Below are 16,188 nucleotides of genomic sequence, written 5' to 3'. Positions count from 1 at the left end.
GATCCTTATAAACCCTTCTTTAAGTTTAGGGCCAAAGTAAATTGCAGTGAAAAATCTTCCGGCCGATCCACACTAACATGCTATTTTTACATAAAAAAACAGCCTCATGAATGGTCATGAGGCCGCAATTTATTCTTAATGATTTTCTGCATGTTTTCCAAGCTTTTTCAATACATCTATGGCTGTTTGTTTCTCTTCCGCGGATAATATGCTCATTAACTTATCAATTCCCTGCTCATGTTCAGGAAAAACGGATTCGATAAATCGTTTTCCTTCTTCCGTTATTTGAGCATAAGTAACACGCCGGTCTTTTTTGCATGCCACCCGTATGAGGTAATTTTTTTGTTCCAGTTTATCTACTACATAAGTAATACTTCCGCTTGCAAGCAGAATTTTTCCGCCGATTTGCTGGAGCGGCTGATCTCCCTTATGATATAGAAGCTCCAGTACTGCAAATTCAGTCGGGTTTAACCCCTGCTCCGCAATAAATTTATTCACATGATCATTTATAGCACGATGCGCTCTTGATAATACGATAAACATTTTTAGCGATTGCTGAATGCTTTCTTTACTCATGCATTTCACCGCCTTCAAAATAGAATAAAATTCAATTATCTCGAATTCAAGACTTATTATAAAAAAATTGTCTCTGTTTGTCAAATTATCATTTGTTTTTTTATAGTAAGCAAATAAATTATCCATCATTTGTATATTTCGATATAATAAATACACTGATCCATCTAATTACTTAACTTTTTATATCCTCAGTCATTAGTATGAAACAAGAAATAGCTTTCGAAACCAGGCTGTATACGCAATTATGCGCATGCCGGCTTATAAGGAGACAGTTATGAACACAGTTGCAGCAAATATTAAACAACAATCAGCGAATCAGCCGCAAACCATTTATAAAGTTCTAATTATCCTTGGACTATGCCACTTGTTAAATGATTCTTTGCAAGCAGTTGTACCGGCTATGTTCCCCATTCTGCAGAAATCCATGTCTTTAAGCTACACCCAGCTGGGGATTATAGCTTTTGCTCTCAATATGGTTTCTTCGATTATGCAGCCTGTAGTCGGCTGGTATACGGATAAAAAGCCCATGCCTTATGCACTTCCTATCGGATTAACAAGTACCCTGATCGGTATCATTCTTCTTGCATTAGTGCCGAGTTACACTCTTGTTATATTATCTGTGATGCTTATTGGTATTGGGTCCGCTATCTTTCACCCGGAAGGATCCAGAGTAGCCTATATGGCTGCTGGAACAAAAAGGGGCCTGGCTCAATCTATTTATCAGGTGGGAGGAAATACAGGACAAGCACTTGCCCCGCTTATCACAGCTCTTATACTGGTACCTCTCGGGCAGATTGGCGGCCTTTGGTTTGCCCCTGTTGCCCTGACAGCCGTATTGCTGCTAGCCTATATAGCAAACTGGTATACAAGCCAGCTGGCCATTAATAGAAAGAAAAAAACGGCTGGTTCCACAGTAACTAAGTCTTTAACGAAGAAAATATGGATTGCGCTGGCCATTCTGCTATTCTTGATTTTTGCCCGTTCCTGGTATATCTCATGCATGACGAATTTCTATGCTTTTTATTTAATACAGCAATATAGCTTTAGTATAAGAGAATCACAGATTTATATTTTTGCCTTTTTAGCTGCAGGAGCACTTGGAACCTTTTTTGGCGGGCCATTGGCTGATCGGTTCGGAAGAAGAAATGTCATTCTGATGTCCTTGATCGGCAGCATGCCGCTGACCATTCTTCTTCCTTATGTTCCGGCTCCACTTGCCTTTGTCCTGCTATTATTGATTGGCTTTATTTTAATGGCAAGCTTTTCCGTGATGGTCGTATATGCACAGGAATTAGTGCCGGGAAAAGTCGGGACAATGGCTGGACTCACAGTAGGATTGGCTTTTGGAATGGGAGCAGTCGGTTCTGTTGCACTTGGATCGCTCGCAGACGCTGCCGGACTGCCGCTCACCATCAAAATGGTCGGCCTTCTTCCTCTGCTGGGACTACTAGGACTTTTCCTTCCAACTGACTCCAAGCTCGAGGAATGGAAAAAAGAGATATAATAGAAAAAGGACTAGCGGCTATGATTGGCTGCTAGTCCTTTTTTTACATTTTTTCAAATTTTCATTCTCTTTATTTTCAAATCTACATATACTGAGAGTAAATTAAATCGAAAGGAGTGAATACCATGACATTATTTCCTGGATACGGATACAGGGAATTTTATCAAAGAGCACTTCTTCCCATGGGTAAAAAAGACAAAGCTTCCTATTACGATCTCAGCGATTCACCATCCACTCATTGGCTTATTGCATTACAGGGATTTCCCAAAGAGCCTTCATCCCAATACTACCACTGGAATATACTCATATTCCCAACAAATGAAAACGGTTCCTTTACTTATAATAAACCATATTATGTTTCAGAATCCTTCGCCTCATTCCATCAGGCCTATGACTACTCAAAAAGCCTTGCAGACAGCGCTCTAAACGACACAATCACATCAAGACAGCCAACCGAAAGAATCAGCTAAAAAAGCAGAGAAAGCATTAAAGCAGCACCTTTCTCTTTTTTACAAGTCTTTGTGAAGAAAATTACATACAAGTAAACGCAATTCCTTTCTAAATAGAAAAGGATTTTTTTATGTTTTGAGATCTATTTCCTGAGAATTTGGAGGGAGAGCTCTGTTAACTGTTGAGGAAGCAGCGGAAGGCTGGGAAACATTGAGTAAGCTGGATTAGTGGAAAGGAATACATTTATGCCTTGAGGCCGCGATATGAGCTGTAATTGGAAAAATATGAGCTGTATGTTGAAATAAATGAGCTGTACTTCAAAAAATATGAGCTGTAATAAAAAATATATGCGCCTTTATTAAATTGGAAAAATTATATAACCAAAATCCATGTAGCAATGCGCTATTAATAAGGTATAGGAGCTCTTTATTCATTTTTTCTTCCATTCCCTTGTAGGGTGCTCGCATTGATACCAGGCTGCTCGCAAAAGCGAAAAGTTGCTCGCAAACTCATAAACTTGATCGCAATCCTTTATACATTGCTCGCATTCATCCAAGCTGCTCACAAAACTGAAAAGTTGCTCGCACCCTCATATTTTTGCTCGCAAACTCAAAAACTTGATCGCAATCCTCTATTCTTCGCTTGCATTCATCCAAGCTGCTCACAAAACTGAAAAGGTGCTCGCTTCCTCATATGTTTGCTCGGAAACTTAAAAACTTGATCGCAGCCCTCTATTTTTTGCTCGCATTCATCCAAACTGCTCGCAAAAGCCTAAAGGTGCTCGCATCCTCATATTTTTGCTCTCAAACTCAAAAAGTTGCTCGCAATCCTCTATTCTTTGCTCGCATTCTTCCAAGCTGCTCGCAAAAGCGAGAAGTTGCACGCATTCTCTCATTTTTTGCTCGAAAACTCAAAAACGTGATCGCAGCCCTCTATTCTTTGCTCGCATTCATCCAAGCTGCAAAACTGAAAAGTTGCTCGCATCCTCATATTTTTGCTCGCAAACTCAAAAACTTAATCGCAGCCCTCTATTCTTTGCTCGCATTCATCCAAGCTGCTCACAAAACTGAAAAGTTGCTCGCATCCTCATATTTTTGCTCGCAAACTCTAAAACTTAATCGCAGCCCTCTATTCTTTGTTTGCATTCACCTAGTGGGCTCCCACAACCAAAATTACTAATTTCTAATTACATCTGTACTCACCGCCACCCGCTCTTGGACCGTGTAGAAATAAAAAAAGCCAATCAGCATATAACTAATCGGCCTCTAATCCTGTATCAAAGTCATTATTTTTTATCGTCTAGCATCGGGCATCCTACAGCAGGAAGAATAGCCCCTCTAAACCGCTGGGGAATTCTGAATTGATCCCATATCTGACTTCCGGGAGAAAATAAACCTTTATGCCAGTCTAAATACAATTCCATGTCCGCCTTTTGGATATTCCCATTTGATATTCTGATAGGGGCATCCAATCCGGCAGCTTCCGCATTCGTGGCATCCTTCATAGCCTACCTGCATTCTTATTTCTTCCCATTTATAGACTTCTGCGGGACAAAACAGGGTACATAATTTATCAGGGCAATTGGTTAAGCAAACATCATGGTCGAGGACCGTTAGATGTGATTTTTTGTCGGCTTTGAAACGAACTAAATACTGTTTTTCTTCTATGCTGCCAGTCATCGTTATTTCACCGCTTTCCAGGCTTTATATACATCTTTGATCAGTTTGATGGTGCCTCGTTCTGAGGTCATGGTTTTCATGATTTCTTTCTGTTTGTCTTTCTTGGAGGTTCCGTCTACTGTGAAGAATTTGCTTGCAGCCCGGTTCAGCATTGGTACGTAATCACGCAGAAATTGTGGATTATTTTCAAAGGTATGGGTGGCATCTTTGTATTTCTTTAAATCTTTGATTATGAAACTGTTGTATAATTTATCTTTGTATCCCTTTAATGTATCCATGCTGAAGTCGCCTTTTTTCTTGGCTTCGACAATTGTTTCTGCCGCCATCTTGCCTGATGCCATGGCCATATTAGAGCCTTCTCTGTGGATGGCATTTACAAGCTGTGCAGCATCTCCAACGACCAGCACTCCATTTCCTGCGACCTTTGGTACGGAATGATATCCGCCTTCCGGTATTAAGTGTGCCAGATACTCTGCTGCTTCACCTCCTTCAATCAGCGGCTTAACCATTGGGTGTGTTTTCAAATAATCCAGCAGGTCATACGGCTTCATTCTGGATTTAATCATGCTGGACAAGGTCGTTCCTACCCCAATATTAATACTCTCTTTGTTTGTATAAATAAAGGCTGTGCCTAGATTGCCTTTTGTAGAGTCCCCAAAAATTTCAATCGTACATCCCTGGTTTTCTGACAGATTGAATCTTTCATTGATTTTATCTTTTGAAAGGTTAATTACTTCCATTACCGTTAGAGCCACTTCATCGGGTCGGAATTCTTTATGGAATCCCAATTGTTTCCCAAGCAGTGAGTTTACTCCATCAGCTAATACCGTTACATCCGCATATACTTCTCCGTCAGGACGGTCCGTTCTTATGCCGATAACCTTCCCATTCTCGACGATGCATTGATTGGCAACGGTTTCATTTATAAGCAAAACCCCGGCCTCTACTCCTTTTTTTGCAAACCATTGATCAAATTTAGCTCTTAAAACGGTAAAATTATTATAAGGTTCCTGCGCCCATTCGAGCCCTTTATATCCGAAGCTCACAGTCGATTCTTTATCCATCATCCAGATGCGCTGTTCGATGACCGGGCGTTCCAGCGGAGCTTCCTTCCAAAATTCCGGGATGATTTCCTCCATCTGTTTTCTATATAATACTCCGCCCATCACATTCTTGCTGCCAGGATATTCTCCTCTTTCAATTTGAAGAACCTTTAATCCGTTCTTTGCACATGTATATGCGCAAGAGGTGCCAGCCGGGCCTGCACCAACCACAATTACGTCAAACTTTTCAGGCATAAGTCATTTCACCGCCTTTTTCTCGGAAAGCGTGTTTGAACTGTTTAATTAAAATTGGAAGAATCTCGAGGGCATCTCCGACAATTCCGTAAGTGCTGACACCAAATATGGGCGCATTTGGATCTTTATTGATGGCAATAATGATTTCCGAGTTTTTCATCCCGACCAAATGCTGAATGGCCCCGGAAATTCCTACGGCAAAATAAATTTTTGGGGTCACTGTTTCACCTGTCTGCCCGATCTGGTGGTCATGGCTGATCCATCCTGCCTCCACGACGTCTCTCGTTCCGCCCACACCCGCTCCGAGTACATCAGCCAGTTCATGAATCAAGGCGAAATTTCTTTCATCCCCCAGACCCTTGCCGCCGCATACGATAATATGGGCATCCGTCAGGCTCTTTTTTGTTACGTCTTTCACAATTTCTAATACTTTTGTTCTCATATCTTCTTCGCGAATTTCTAACGCTTCTTCGATCACTCTTCCTGTTCTAGAAGTGTCACGTTCGAGAGCTTTCATCACTTTTGGACGGACCGTTGCCATTTGAGGACGGTGTTTTTTACAGAGAATGGTTGCCATGATATTTCCGCCAAATGCAGGTCTGCTTGCTTCAAGCAGCCTCTTTTCAACCTCGACATCAAGCATGGTCGTATCAGCGGTCAATCCGGTACTTAAATCAGTTGCCACAGCGCTTGCAACGTCTTTGCCATTTGGCGTTGCTCCATATAAAAAGATTTCCGGTTTATATTTCTCTGCCAGTAAGATAACACCCTTCATATATGATTCTGTACGATACTGCCTAAGCACAGGGCTTTCTACCACATACACTTGATCTGCACCATAATAGATTATTTCATCTGCCAGGTTTTTAACATTTTCCCCAAGCAGGATGCCGGACAATGGTACCCCCAGCTTATCGGCAAGCTTTCTGCCAGCACCCAGCAGTTCTAATGATACTCCTTCTATTACACCTTCATTTTGCTCAACATATACCCATACTCCGCGGTTATCTTGCATAAAAAGGCCACTTCCTTCCTTACGATTCCATCAATTCACGGAAAATAACTCTTTATTTTGCAGCAGAACATCTATAACCTGCTTAACTTGATCTTCTGCAGCCCCTTCAAACATATGGCCTCCTTCCGGTTTAGGGGGAGTAAACATTTTCCCTACGATAGTAGGAGAGCCTTTTAAACCTAATTGTGTTTTATCAACATCTTCTAAATCACTGACAGCCCAGATGACCGGGTTATAACGTGCCGCTTTTATCATATTGGGCATAGGGGAATAAGCAATTTCATTTATTTCTTTTTCAACAGTCAATAAGCAGGGCATTTCTGTTTCAATCAACTCATACCCGTTAATAATTTTCCTTTTGACTTTAACCTTCCGCGTTTCCTTATTGATGTCGGTTACTTCTATCACATTTGTAATGGGCGGAATATCGAGCCTCCTGGCAATGCCCGGTCCTACTTGTCCTGTGTCGCCGTCTATTGCGTGTTTTCCGCAAATAATTAAATCGATGGGATGTTCCTTTGAAATTCTGTCAAGCGCCTTGGAGAGCGCATAGCTGGTCGCCAGTGTATCTGCTCCTGCAAATGCCCTGTCTGTTATTAAATAGCCTCTGTCAGCCCCGATTTCCACACTTTTTTTTATGATTTCCACTGCCTGGGGTGGACCCATTGAAAGAACGGATATTTCTCCTCCTGCCGCCTCCTTTATTCCAGCCGCTGCCTGGACGGCATGAGCATCATATGGATTTAAGATGGCAGGGGCACTGCGGCGGTCTAATGTATTCGTTTTAGGGTTAATCTTAATAATTTTGGTATCAGGAACCTGCTTCACGCAAACCACAATATGCATGGAAATAGCTTCACTCCTAACTAAGGGGAATTATGAACAGCATGTAGACTGTTAGTATCTATTTTCTATATATGACTTGCCTGATTTTTATATTCCTTATCAGCCGTGAATTAAGCCGTATAAAAAAAGAAGGAGGATAAAACAAAGTGTTTTATCCTCCTTAAAGAAATAGAGTTTTTAGATTAAGCCAAAAAGATGGCTCCATATCCTAAAGCACCCGTAATCACAAATGCAGGGTGGACTTTAAGTTTTTCCATTAATAGAAAGCTTGCCGCGCACAGAAACAGGGTCTGCCACAAACCAATATCGAGATAAGAACCGTCCAAAAATTGAAATGCCATTACAGCAAGCATAACAGCAATCGCCGGCCTTACATACAGAGTCATTTTCTTAACTTTCGGTGAATCCTTAAATTTGTATAAAAGGCTGATTAAGGCAATCAGCAGGATAAGAGACGGTGCGACGGTAGCAAACACTCCAACAAATGCCCCCAGGATTCCGCCTTCTTGATAGCCGATATAGCCAGCCATTTTTGTTGCAATCGGGCCTGGAAGAGAATTGCCAAGTGCAAGCACTTCACTGAACTCTTTTACTGTGAGCCAGTTGTAACGGTCAACCACTTCGTTCTCAATTAACGGTATAGAGGAAGGACCGCCGCCATAACCTAAAATTCCTGGTATGAAAAAAGCTAAAAAGATTTTCCATTGTGTAATCATACCATCTTCCTTTCTGCAGCAGCAGCCACTTCCTTGGCCGATTTGTCTTTTTGCTTCTGCTTCACTGGAGAAAATAGAGCCCAGGCGAGGAGAGCTGCAATTAGAATCCCCGGGTGGAGCCCCAGGACTTCCATTATGACAAGGCTCGCTATAACAAGGACCAGATTAACTTTCCAGCCGAGTCCTTTTTGTCCGTTTTTATAAAACTGCCAGGTAAGGACCGCAAGCATGACCGCTACAACTGGTACGACTGCCTTTGTCATTCCCAGCACCCAGGGCTGATCTTTATATGCAGACAGAGATGTCAGCACAAGGATCATGAGAAAAATGGTGGGGATGATTGAGGCAAGAAGCGCATTAACGAGCCCGGCATATCCTGCCACTTTATAACCAATATAGCCAGCCATTTTCGTAGCAATTGGCCCTGGCAGCGTATTTGCGAGTGCAAGCACATCGCCAAACTCTTCATCACTCATCCATTTGTACTTTTCTACCACTTCTTTGTGCACCAGCGGGATGGAAGATGGACCTCCGCCATAGCCTAGCATACCCACTCTAAAAAAGGCGATAAATAAATACCATTGTTTCATGTTTAATCATATCCTTTGTTGTTCATATAACAAGAGCTTACCATACAGCTATAGCTCCGTCTGTTCTTGGCTCTGTACCGCCGTGAAGAACCCCGTTATCCGGATTCCTCCATATGATCTGGCCTCTGCCGAATCCCCCGGAATCTGCTGCGACTTTAATATCGTGGCCTTTTCTGATTAATGCTTCTACAATGTGCTGGGGGAGAGAACGTTCCACTTCAATGGTCTTTCCTTCCATCCATTGCCACCTTGGTGCATCGAGAGCCGCCTGCGGATTAAGATGAAAATCAATGGTGTTCATAATAACCTGCACATGGCCCTGCGGCTGCATATAGCCTCCCATAACTCCAAAAGGACCTACTGGCTCGCCGTCTTTAGTAAGGAATCCAGGTATAATTGTATGATATGTCTTTTTGCCAGGTTCAATCCGATTTTCATGCTCTGGATCAAGTGAAAAGTCGGCCCCGCGGTTTTGGAGGGCAATACCGGTACCTGGAATCACGATTCCAGAGCCAAAGCCCATATAATTCGACTGTATGAAAGAAATCATGTTTCCTTCTTCATCTGCCGCGGAAAGGTAGACGGTTCCTCCCTTTGGCGGAGTGCCAGGCTCAGGAGATAGAGCTTTTTCTCCTATTAAATTTCTCCGGGTCTCAGCGTATTCTTTACTTAATAGCCGTTCGACAGATACACTCATTTTGTCCTGCTGAGTTATATATTTTTTCCCGTCAGCGAATGCCAGCTTCATTGCTTCAATCTGTTTATGATACGTTTCAGCTGATTCTTTTTCTGTAAATTCATATCCTTTTAGCACATTCAGTGCCATAAGGGCCACGAGTCCCTGGCCATTTGGAGGGATTTCCCACACATCATAGCCGCGGTAGTTGACACTGATTGGGTTAACCCATTCTGGCTCAAATGCTGCAAGATCTTCTTTTCTGATAAAACCGCCATGTTCCCTTGAAAAAGCATCGATTTTTTCAGCAAGATTTCCACGGTAGAAGGATTCCGCATTGGTTTCCCCAATTTCGCGAAGGGCAGCAGCATGATCAGGGGATTTCCAGATTTGTCCTATTTCCGGCACCCGCCCGTCCGGTGTGAAGGTTTTAAACCAGTTTTCAAACTCTTTTCCTTTAAGCCTATCCTTAAAAATCGCAGCTGCTCTTTTCCAATACTTTCCTAATACCGGTGAAATAGGATAGCCATTTTCCGCATATTGAATAGCTGGTTCAAGAACATCTTTTAACGGCAGTTTTCCAAACCGCTTCGATAAAGACGCCCAGGCTCCTGGCGCCCCAGGAACTGTAACCGGGATTAGTCCGAACTTGGGCATCTGTTCATGGCCTAAACTCTTTACAGCTTCTGCTGATATATTCTGCGGCGCAGGACCGCTCGCGTTAAGCCCATATAATTCTCCTTTAGTCCAAATGATTGCAAATGCATCTCCGCCAATTCCATTGGAAGTCGGTTCAACAACTGTTAAACAAGCGGCTGTTGCTATCGCTGCATCAATTGCATTTCCGCCTTTTTTTAATATGTCCAGGCCTGCCTGGGCAGCCAGGGGCTGGCTCGTCGCAACCATGCCCCGGCGCCCGATGGATTCCATACGCTGGGAAGAATATGGATAAGATAAAGATTCGTATGCTGGCATAATGTCTCCTTTAGATTTTGTCTATTTAACGGTATGTATCACTTATACAAATTAGTTAACTTAAAACGGTACAGCAGAGCGGCTCATTAAAGAGCCCCACTAACCTGGCTGCCGGAATTCATATCAAGTTTATCATTTATTATGGCAGGCAATGAAGTGTCCGTCTTCAATTTCCCTCCACTTAGGACGCTCCATTTTGCAGCGTTCTGTGGCAAGAGGGCATCTTGTATGAAAGGCACAGCCTGGCGGAGGATCAGTCGGGCTTGGAAGATCACCTTGCAGGCGAATTCTTTCAGTTTTGCGGCCAACCACAGGACGTGGAATCGCAGACAGAAGCGCCTCGGTATATGGATGTGTTGGATTTTCGTACAGCTTTGCAACAGGAGCAAGCTCTACCATCTGCCCAAGATACATCACTAGCACCCGGTCACAAAGATGCCGTACAACACCCAGATCATGGGATACAAACATGTATGTGAGTTCATGCTTTTCCTGCAAGTCTTTTAACAGCTTAATAACCTGTGCCTGTACAGATACATCTAGAGCTGATACCGGCTCGTCACAGACAATGAAGGAAGGATTAATCGAAATAGCCCTCGCTATCCCAATTCTTTGGCGCTGCCCACCGGAAAACTCATGAGGATACCGGTCATAATGCTCCTCTTTTAATCCTACTTCCTTCAAAAGCTGATTGACTTTCGAGCGGCGCCCAGCAGGTTCAAGGTCAGTATGTATTATTAAGGCTTCTTCCAGAGCGTCTCCAATTCTTTGTTTCGGATTTAGGGAAGCATATGGGTCCTGAAAAATCATTTGCATTTCCCGTTTGTATGGCTTGAGCTGTTTTGGGGTTTTGCCGCTCAGGTCATCGCCTTTAAACTTCATTACCCCATCCGTTGCCGTTTCAAGCCCAAGAATCGTCCTTCCAAGAGTGGATTTACCGCACCCGGATTCTCCGACTACTCCAAGAGTTTCTCCCTTAAAAATATCCAGCGTAATTCCATCCACTGCTTTCACATGACTTTTTACCGTTTTAAAAATTCCGCCTTTAATGGGGTAATGTTTTTTTACATTTTCTATGCTATACAGCACTTGTCGGCTGGTAGTTACGGTATTCACTTTCTTCCACCTCCTGGAGCCAGCATCTTACTGCATGATTTTCTGTTCTTTTTGTGCGGTATGGAGAATGCTGTATACATTTTTCCATGGCATGCGGACAGCGCGGATGAAAGCGGCAGCCGCTGATCTGCTCATTTAAGTTTGGCAGAGTGCCTGGTATCGGATTAAGTTTAAAATACGGATCGTCTACGTTAGGCACTGATGACAAAAGGCCCTTTGTATAAGGATGCTGGGGAGTATTGAATATAGCCTCTGCTGTTCCTTCTTCAATGATTTCCCCGGCATACATGACAATAACGCGATCAGCCACTTCTGCAACAACCCCCATATCATGAGTGATCATGATGAGGCTTGTTTGAAATTCATCTTTTAAATCATTCAATAAATCAAGAATTTGGGCTTGAATCGTTACATCCAGGGCAGTAGTCGGTTCATCTGCAATCAGCAGGCTTGGATTGCATGCCAGGGCAATCGCAATCATCACACGCTGGCGCATTCCGCCTGAAAGCTCATGAGGATATTGCTTCATTCTTTTCTCAGGCAATGGAATGCCCACCTGTTTCAGTAATTCAATCCCTTTTTGAAAAGCTGCTTTTTTAGATAGCTTATTATGGATCATTAATGGTTCACACAGCTGAAACCCAACGGTAAATGTAGGATTTAAAGCAGTCATCGGCTCCTGAAAAATCATGGAGATTTCGTTGCCGCGAATTTTTCTCATTTCCTCATGTTTTACGTTCAATAAATTTTTCCCGTTAAAGTTTATAGATCCTTCTGACCTGGCGTTGCCAGCAAGCAGACCCATTATGGATAGTGCCGTAATGCTTTTGCCGCATCCGGATTCACCAACGATACAAAGAGTTTCACCTTTCTTTAAAGAGAAAGAAATACCGCGAACGGCAGATACTTCGCCGTTCGCTGTCTTAAATTTTGTCACCAGGTTTTCTATATCTAATATACTCTGGGCCATAATATCCCTACTTTCTCTCTGCTTTATATAGACTCCATTGGCCAGTAGGTTCAAGATTTATTCCATTTACAGAATTATCTGCAGCGATAGATGCGACACCATGATAAATTGGAATAACAGGCAGATCAGATAGGACAAGTTCGTTTGCCTGCTTTAAATATTGTTTTCGTTCGTTTTGATCAACGGTTGAGCGGGATTGTTCAATAAGCTTGTCCAGCTCAGGATTCTTATAGCGTCCAACGTTTGTAGCTCCTGCATTTTTTGAATGAAGTCTAGGAAATAAGAGTTCACTCCCGTCTCCAGTAACATTGGACCAGCCAGCCACAGTTAAATCGAATTTCCCATTTTGAGATGCTTCTAGATACGTACCCCATTCAAGTGTTTCAATCTTCACTTTCATTCCAGCCTCTGACAGCTGAGCCTGAAACACTTCAGCCATATTCATATAGCCGGCTGTATTTGCAGCTAACAGTGTGATTTGCTGCTTGTCAAATCCGTTTGCTTTTACAATTTCTTTTGCTTTTGCAGAATCAAATTTTATAGCTTTATCTTCTGAAGACTTATCGTAGCCAAATAGTTCCGGTCCAATGAATGAGCTTGACTTGACTCCAAGGCCGCGAAGCTTCTTTACATATCCTTCGGTATCAAGTGCATAAGCCACTGCCTTACGAAATTCAGGGTTGTTCATAGGTTCTTTTTCCATATTAAAGGCCAGATAATAAACTGGAGTACCAGCTTTCTTTTCAATGTTTACATTGTTTAATTTTTCTACACGAGGTAAAAGCTCTGCTGTAACATTATCAAGGAAGTTAACTTTTCCAGTTTGCAGCATGGATACGGCTGTAGTAATTTCAGGAACCACTTTAAATGTTACTTTTTTCAGCTTAGGAGCTTCCTGCCAGTAATCCTTGTTTGCTTCTAAAACAATATCTTCACCATTTTCTTTTGCTTTGAATTTGAAAGGACCGGTGCCAACAGGGTCCTTCATCAGATCCTGCTTTTTATCTGCAGCCGGGCTTACAATGGCAGCATTTGAGTGAGTTAAAGCTGCTAGCATCGGGCCATATGGTTTTTCAGTCTTTAAGATAACTGTTTGAGGATCTTTCACTTCAATTGATTGAATAGGTTCTAGAAGAGATGCACGCGGTGCAGCTGTTTTAGGATCTTTAATTTTATCAAAGGTATATTTTACAGCTTCTGCATTAAACTCAGTGCCGTCTTGAAACTCAATGCCTTTTTTTAGCGTAATAACCCATGTGTTCGGGTCAGGGTTTTCGGCCTTTTCCGCCAGCAGCCCTTTAATTTCGTTTGTTTTTGAATCGCGGTAGAAAAGTGTCTCATAAATTTGCTCTGTAACGGATGATGATACAGAATCGTTAGTTAAAATGGGAGATAAACCAACCACCTTTGATGTTGTGGCATACGTGACTTCCTGAGCAGAAACTCCTTTAGCACTTCCACCTGATGAAGAGTTACTGCTGCACCCAGCTAAAGCGAAGGTCAAAATTAAAAGAAGTGTCAGCCATTTAGTTAAAGATCGATTCATTATTATTCCTCCTAATAGTTAATTTTCGAGATTCATGCCTGGATCTAATGCATCGCGGAGTGCATCCCCCACAACATTAAAGGCAAATACAACACACATAATAGCAATACCTGGGATGATAATCATATGAGGGGATGTCCACATAAAATCCTGTCCTGCTGAAATCATCGCTCCCCATTCTGGTGTCGGCGGCTGTGCTCCTAATCCCAGAAAGCTTAATGAAGCCGTCGAAAGTATGGCAGTAGCCATCCTCATGGTCGCGAAAACGATGATCGGTGCCATACAGTTTGGAAGGATATGCTTAATCATGATTCTCATATCGCTTGCCCCAAGGGATTTCATGGCAAGTATGTATTCTTGTTTTTTAATAGAAAGAACACTTCCGCGCACAATCCTTGCACAAGTAGGTATGGACCAAATACTGATTGCAATAATGACATTTGCCAGGCTTGTGCCCAGGATTGCGATAATCAGCATGGCAAGTAAGATTCCAGGAAACGCAAACAATAAATCTACTATTCTCATAATAATTCCATCAAGCCTGCGGTAATATCCTGAGAGCAAGCCCAGTGTTATTCCTCCAGCGAGGCCTAATACTACTGCTCCAATACCTACAAATAATGATATTCTCGCTCCATAAACAAGCCGGCTCCACATATCACGGCCGTAGTTATCAGTCCCGAGCCAGTGTCCTTCAGTCAGCGGCCCTAGTTCGGCCATCGAAAGATTTTGTTTCACTGGATCATGTGTTGCAAATAATGGGGCAAAAACCGCAAGCAGTATTTGAATAAAAATAATGAAAAGCCCTATAATTGCCACTTTATTCTTAACCAATCTCTTTGCTGTACTAATGATGGCGTAGTCCTTTTTCTGTTTCGGCAGGACTGTAACAGCATGGCTTGCTGTCTCTGCAGACATGGATCGTTCCTCCTTCTTACTTTGCTTAGATTCCTTTTTCACTTCTAACCTCTAAGAATGCTGCCTATAATAAGGTTTTGGTATTTGTATTAATCAAAACTGATCCGCGGATCAATGAAGGCATAAACAAGATCTACTACCAAATTTACAAGAACAAAAAGTGTAGCCACGAGAAGTACGGCGCCCTGTACCATCGGAAAATCTCTTGCAGCTATTGATTCAATCATCAGTCTGCCTACACCATTGATTGCAAAAACTTGTTCAGTAATAATGGTTCCCCCAAGTAAAAATCCAAAATTCAAACCTATAACTGTAATCACTGGAATCATCGCATTGCGCAGACAATGTATTAAAACCACTGACTTTTCTTTTACCCCTTTGGCTCTTGCCGTTCTTACATAGTCAGCTCTTATAACTTCAAGCATTGCTGAACGGCTCATTCTGGCGATCATAGCTGCTGAACCAGTTCCAAGAGTTATCGCTGGAAGGATAAGCTGTTTCATGCCTTCAATCGTCCAGAATGGTTCTGTCAGCCCCCCTACTGGAAACCACTGCAGATTGACGGCAAATATTAAAATAAGGATCGCTCCCAGCCAAAAATTTGGTATCGAAATTCCCGCTAAGGATATGACTGTTGCCGCACCATCAAACCAGGAATTATGTTTTAAGGCTGATATGATTCCAGCTGTTACACCAATTACAACCGCTACGATAATGCTGGCAACTGCGAGGTTAAGCGTATTTGGAAATCTGCTCATTAAGGCCTCTGAAACGGACTCCTTTGTCTGGAAAGAGAAGCCGAAATCTCCTTGGATAACGCCTTTTATGTAGTCAAAATATTGAACAAGAATTGGCTTATTCAGCCCAAGGTTTTCTCTAATGCCTGCAATGTCTTCTTTTGTCGCAGTTGGTCCCCCGATGATATTAGCTGGATCGCCTGGCGCAATATGCATACTCATAAAGACGATAAAGGAAATCCCTAGTAACAGCAGCACCAGCTGAAGCATTCTCCTGATTATTAACCCAAGCAACTTTCTTCCCCCTTTTTCAAGCGTAATTCTAAAGAGACTGAATACCAAAAAACAATAAAAACTCATTTCACCTTCCGTTTGTAAATTAAATATGTAATTAATTCTTACAAACGTAATATAAAGTAAGTATTTTTAGATTTTAATATATATTCTGACAATTTTCCAATAGGTATATGGAACCGTTTTAACAATGAATCCGATTACATTTAAAAAAGAGGACATTAACCTATTTTTTTAGGTTCATGAGCATAAAAAATACCCTCCGGCATCTATCCAGAGGGC

15 protein-coding genes are annotated in these 16,188 nt (G+C 42.3%); 2 read left to right on the top strand and 13 right to left on the bottom strand.

Annotation, left to right across the window (positions count from 1 at the left end):
* Positions 1-135: 135 nt before the first annotated feature.
* Positions 136-576 (bottom strand): MarR family winged helix-turn-helix transcriptional regulator, encoded by a 441-nt coding sequence (locus tag JOC77_RS12380; RefSeq protein WP_204543728.1) that lies wholly within the window; start codon positions 574-576, stop codon positions 136-138.
* Between the two features lie 274 nt (positions 577-850).
* Between JOC77_RS12380 and JOC77_RS12375 the strand changes: the two genes are divergently transcribed.
* Positions 851-2,080 carry an MFS transporter gene (locus tag JOC77_RS12375; RefSeq protein ID WP_204543726.1) on the top strand — a complete coding sequence of 410 codons (1,230 nt, stop codon included), beginning with the start codon at positions 851-853 and terminating at the stop codon, positions 2,078-2,080.
* A gap of 125 nt (positions 2,081-2,205) precedes the next feature.
* A complete protein-coding gene (locus tag JOC77_RS12370; RefSeq protein WP_204543724.1) occupies positions 2,206-2,550 on the top strand; it encodes a hypothetical protein in 345 nt (114 codons plus the stop codon).
* Between the two features lie 1,377 nt (positions 2,551-3,927).
* Here the strand turns inward: JOC77_RS12370 and JOC77_RS12365 are convergent.
* The 12 genes from JOC77_RS12365 to nikB all read right to left on the bottom strand — a co-directional run bounded on the left by JOC77_RS12365 (position 3,928) and on the right by nikB (position 15,906).
* The gene (locus tag JOC77_RS12365) at positions 3,928-4,209 is read right to left on the bottom strand and encodes a ferredoxin family protein (RefSeq protein WP_204543722.1); all 282 of its coding nucleotides are present in this window, start codon (positions 4,207-4,209) and stop codon (positions 3,928-3,930) included.
* 2 nt (positions 4,210-4,211) lie between these two features.
* A complete protein-coding gene (locus JOC77_RS12360; RefSeq protein WP_204543720.1) occupies positions 4,212-5,507 on the bottom strand; it encodes an FAD-dependent oxidoreductase in 1,296 nt (431 codons plus the stop codon).
* Positions 5,500-6,522 (bottom strand): electron transfer flavoprotein subunit alpha/FixB family protein, encoded by a 1,023-nt coding sequence (locus tag JOC77_RS12355; protein WP_204543718.1) that lies wholly within the window; start codon positions 6,520-6,522, stop codon positions 5,500-5,502. The genes JOC77_RS12360 and JOC77_RS12355 overlap by 8 nt, the downstream gene beginning before the upstream one ends.
* A gap of 30 nt (positions 6,523-6,552) precedes the next feature.
* Positions 6,553-7,368 (bottom strand): electron transfer flavoprotein subunit beta/FixA family protein, encoded by an 816-nt coding sequence (locus JOC77_RS12350; protein WP_204543716.1) that lies wholly within the window; start codon positions 7,366-7,368, stop codon positions 6,553-6,555.
* Positions 7,369-7,550: 182 nt separating this feature from the next.
* Complete coding sequence (locus tag JOC77_RS12345; RefSeq protein ID WP_239558731.1) at positions 7,551-8,084, bottom strand: chromate transporter; 534 nt, start codon at positions 8,082-8,084, stop codon at positions 7,551-7,553.
* Positions 8,081-8,674 (bottom strand): chromate transporter, encoded by a 594-nt coding sequence (locus tag JOC77_RS12340; protein ID WP_204543714.1) that lies wholly within the window; start codon positions 8,672-8,674, stop codon positions 8,081-8,083. The genes JOC77_RS12345 and JOC77_RS12340 overlap by 4 nt, the downstream gene beginning before the upstream one ends.
* Positions 8,675-8,711: 37 nt before the next feature.
* A complete protein-coding gene (ggt, locus tag JOC77_RS12335) occupies positions 8,712-10,325 on the bottom strand; it encodes a gamma-glutamyltransferase (protein WP_204543712.1) in 1,614 nt (537 codons plus the stop codon).
* 132 nt (positions 10,326-10,457) lie between these two features.
* A complete protein-coding gene (locus JOC77_RS12330) occupies positions 10,458-11,441 on the bottom strand; it encodes a dipeptide ABC transporter ATP-binding protein (protein ID WP_204543710.1) in 984 nt (327 codons plus the stop codon).
* Complete coding sequence (locus JOC77_RS12325; RefSeq protein WP_204543708.1) at positions 11,404-12,411, bottom strand: ABC transporter ATP-binding protein; 1,008 nt, start codon at positions 12,409-12,411, stop codon at positions 11,404-11,406. The genes JOC77_RS12330 and JOC77_RS12325 overlap by 38 nt, the downstream gene beginning before the upstream one ends.
* A 7-nt stretch (positions 12,412-12,418) precedes the next feature.
* Entirely contained in the window at positions 12,419-13,957 is a 1,539-nt protein-coding gene (locus tag JOC77_RS12320) for an ABC transporter substrate-binding protein (RefSeq protein ID WP_204543706.1), read from the bottom strand.
* Positions 13,958-13,975: 18 nt separating this feature from the next.
* Entirely contained in the window at positions 13,976-14,875 is a 900-nt protein-coding gene (locus JOC77_RS12315) for an ABC transporter permease (RefSeq protein ID WP_204543705.1), read from the bottom strand.
* 89 nt (positions 14,876-14,964) lie between these two features.
* A complete protein-coding gene (nikB, locus tag JOC77_RS12310; RefSeq protein ID WP_204543703.1) occupies positions 14,965-15,906 on the bottom strand; it encodes a nickel ABC transporter permease in 942 nt (313 codons plus the stop codon).
* Positions 15,907-16,188: the final 282 nt, after the last annotated feature.

The sequence above is a fragment of the Peribacillus deserti genome (assembly GCF_016909175.1).
GTDB lineage: Bacteria > Bacillota > Bacilli > Bacillales > DSM-1321 > Paraperibacillus > Paraperibacillus deserti.
Note: the sequence above shows the minus strand (reverse complement) of the source record. Positions and strands in the feature narration are given on the sequence as shown.

What these genes read in the sequence shown, in the direction of transcription:
- JOC77_RS12380 (WP_204543728.1), bottom strand. Translation starts at nt 576, where the DNA reads ATGAGTAAAGAAAGCATTCAGCAATCGCTAAAAATGTTTATCGTATTA.
- JOC77_RS12375 (WP_204543726.1), top strand. Translation starts at nt 851, where the DNA reads ATGAACACAGTTGCAGCAAATATTAAACAACAATCAGCGAATCAGCCG.
- JOC77_RS12370 (WP_204543724.1), top strand. Translation starts at nt 2,206, where the DNA reads ATGACATTATTTCCTGGATACGGATACAGGGAATTTTATCAAAGAGCA.
- JOC77_RS12365 (WP_204543722.1), bottom strand. Translation starts at nt 4,209, where the DNA reads ATGACTGGCAGCATAGAAGAAAAACAGTATTTAGTTCGTTTCAAAGCC.
- JOC77_RS12360 (WP_204543720.1), bottom strand. Translation starts at nt 5,507, where the DNA reads ATGCCTGAAAAGTTTGACGTAATTGTGGTTGGTGCAGGCCCGGCTGGC.
- JOC77_RS12355 (WP_204543718.1), bottom strand. Translation starts at nt 6,522, where the DNA reads ATGCAAGATAACCGCGGAGTATGGGTATATGTTGAGCAAAATGAAGGT.
- JOC77_RS12350 (WP_204543716.1), bottom strand. Translation starts at nt 7,368, where the DNA reads ATGCATATTGTGGTTTGCGTGAAGCAGGTTCCTGATACCAAAATTATT.
- JOC77_RS12345 (WP_239558731.1), bottom strand. Translation starts at nt 8,084, where the DNA reads ATGATTACACAATGGAAAATCTTTTTAGCTTTTTTCATACCAGGAATT.
- JOC77_RS12340 (WP_204543714.1), bottom strand. Translation starts at nt 8,674, where the DNA reads ATGAAACAATGGTATTTATTTATCGCCTTTTTTAGAGTGGGTATGCTA.
- ggt (WP_204543712.1), bottom strand. Translation starts at nt 10,325, where the DNA reads ATGCCAGCATACGAATCTTTATCTTATCCATATTCTTCCCAGCGTATG.
- JOC77_RS12325 (WP_204543708.1), bottom strand. Translation starts at nt 12,411, where the DNA reads ATGGCCCAGAGTATATTAGATATAGAAAACCTGGTGACAAAATTTAAG.
- JOC77_RS12320 (WP_204543706.1), bottom strand. Translation starts at nt 13,957, where the DNA reads ATGAATCGATCTTTAACTAAATGGCTGACACTTCTTTTAATTTTGACC.
- JOC77_RS12315 (WP_204543705.1), bottom strand. Translation starts at nt 14,875, where the DNA reads ATGTCTGCAGAGACAGCAAGCCATGCTGTTACAGTCCTGCCGAAACAG.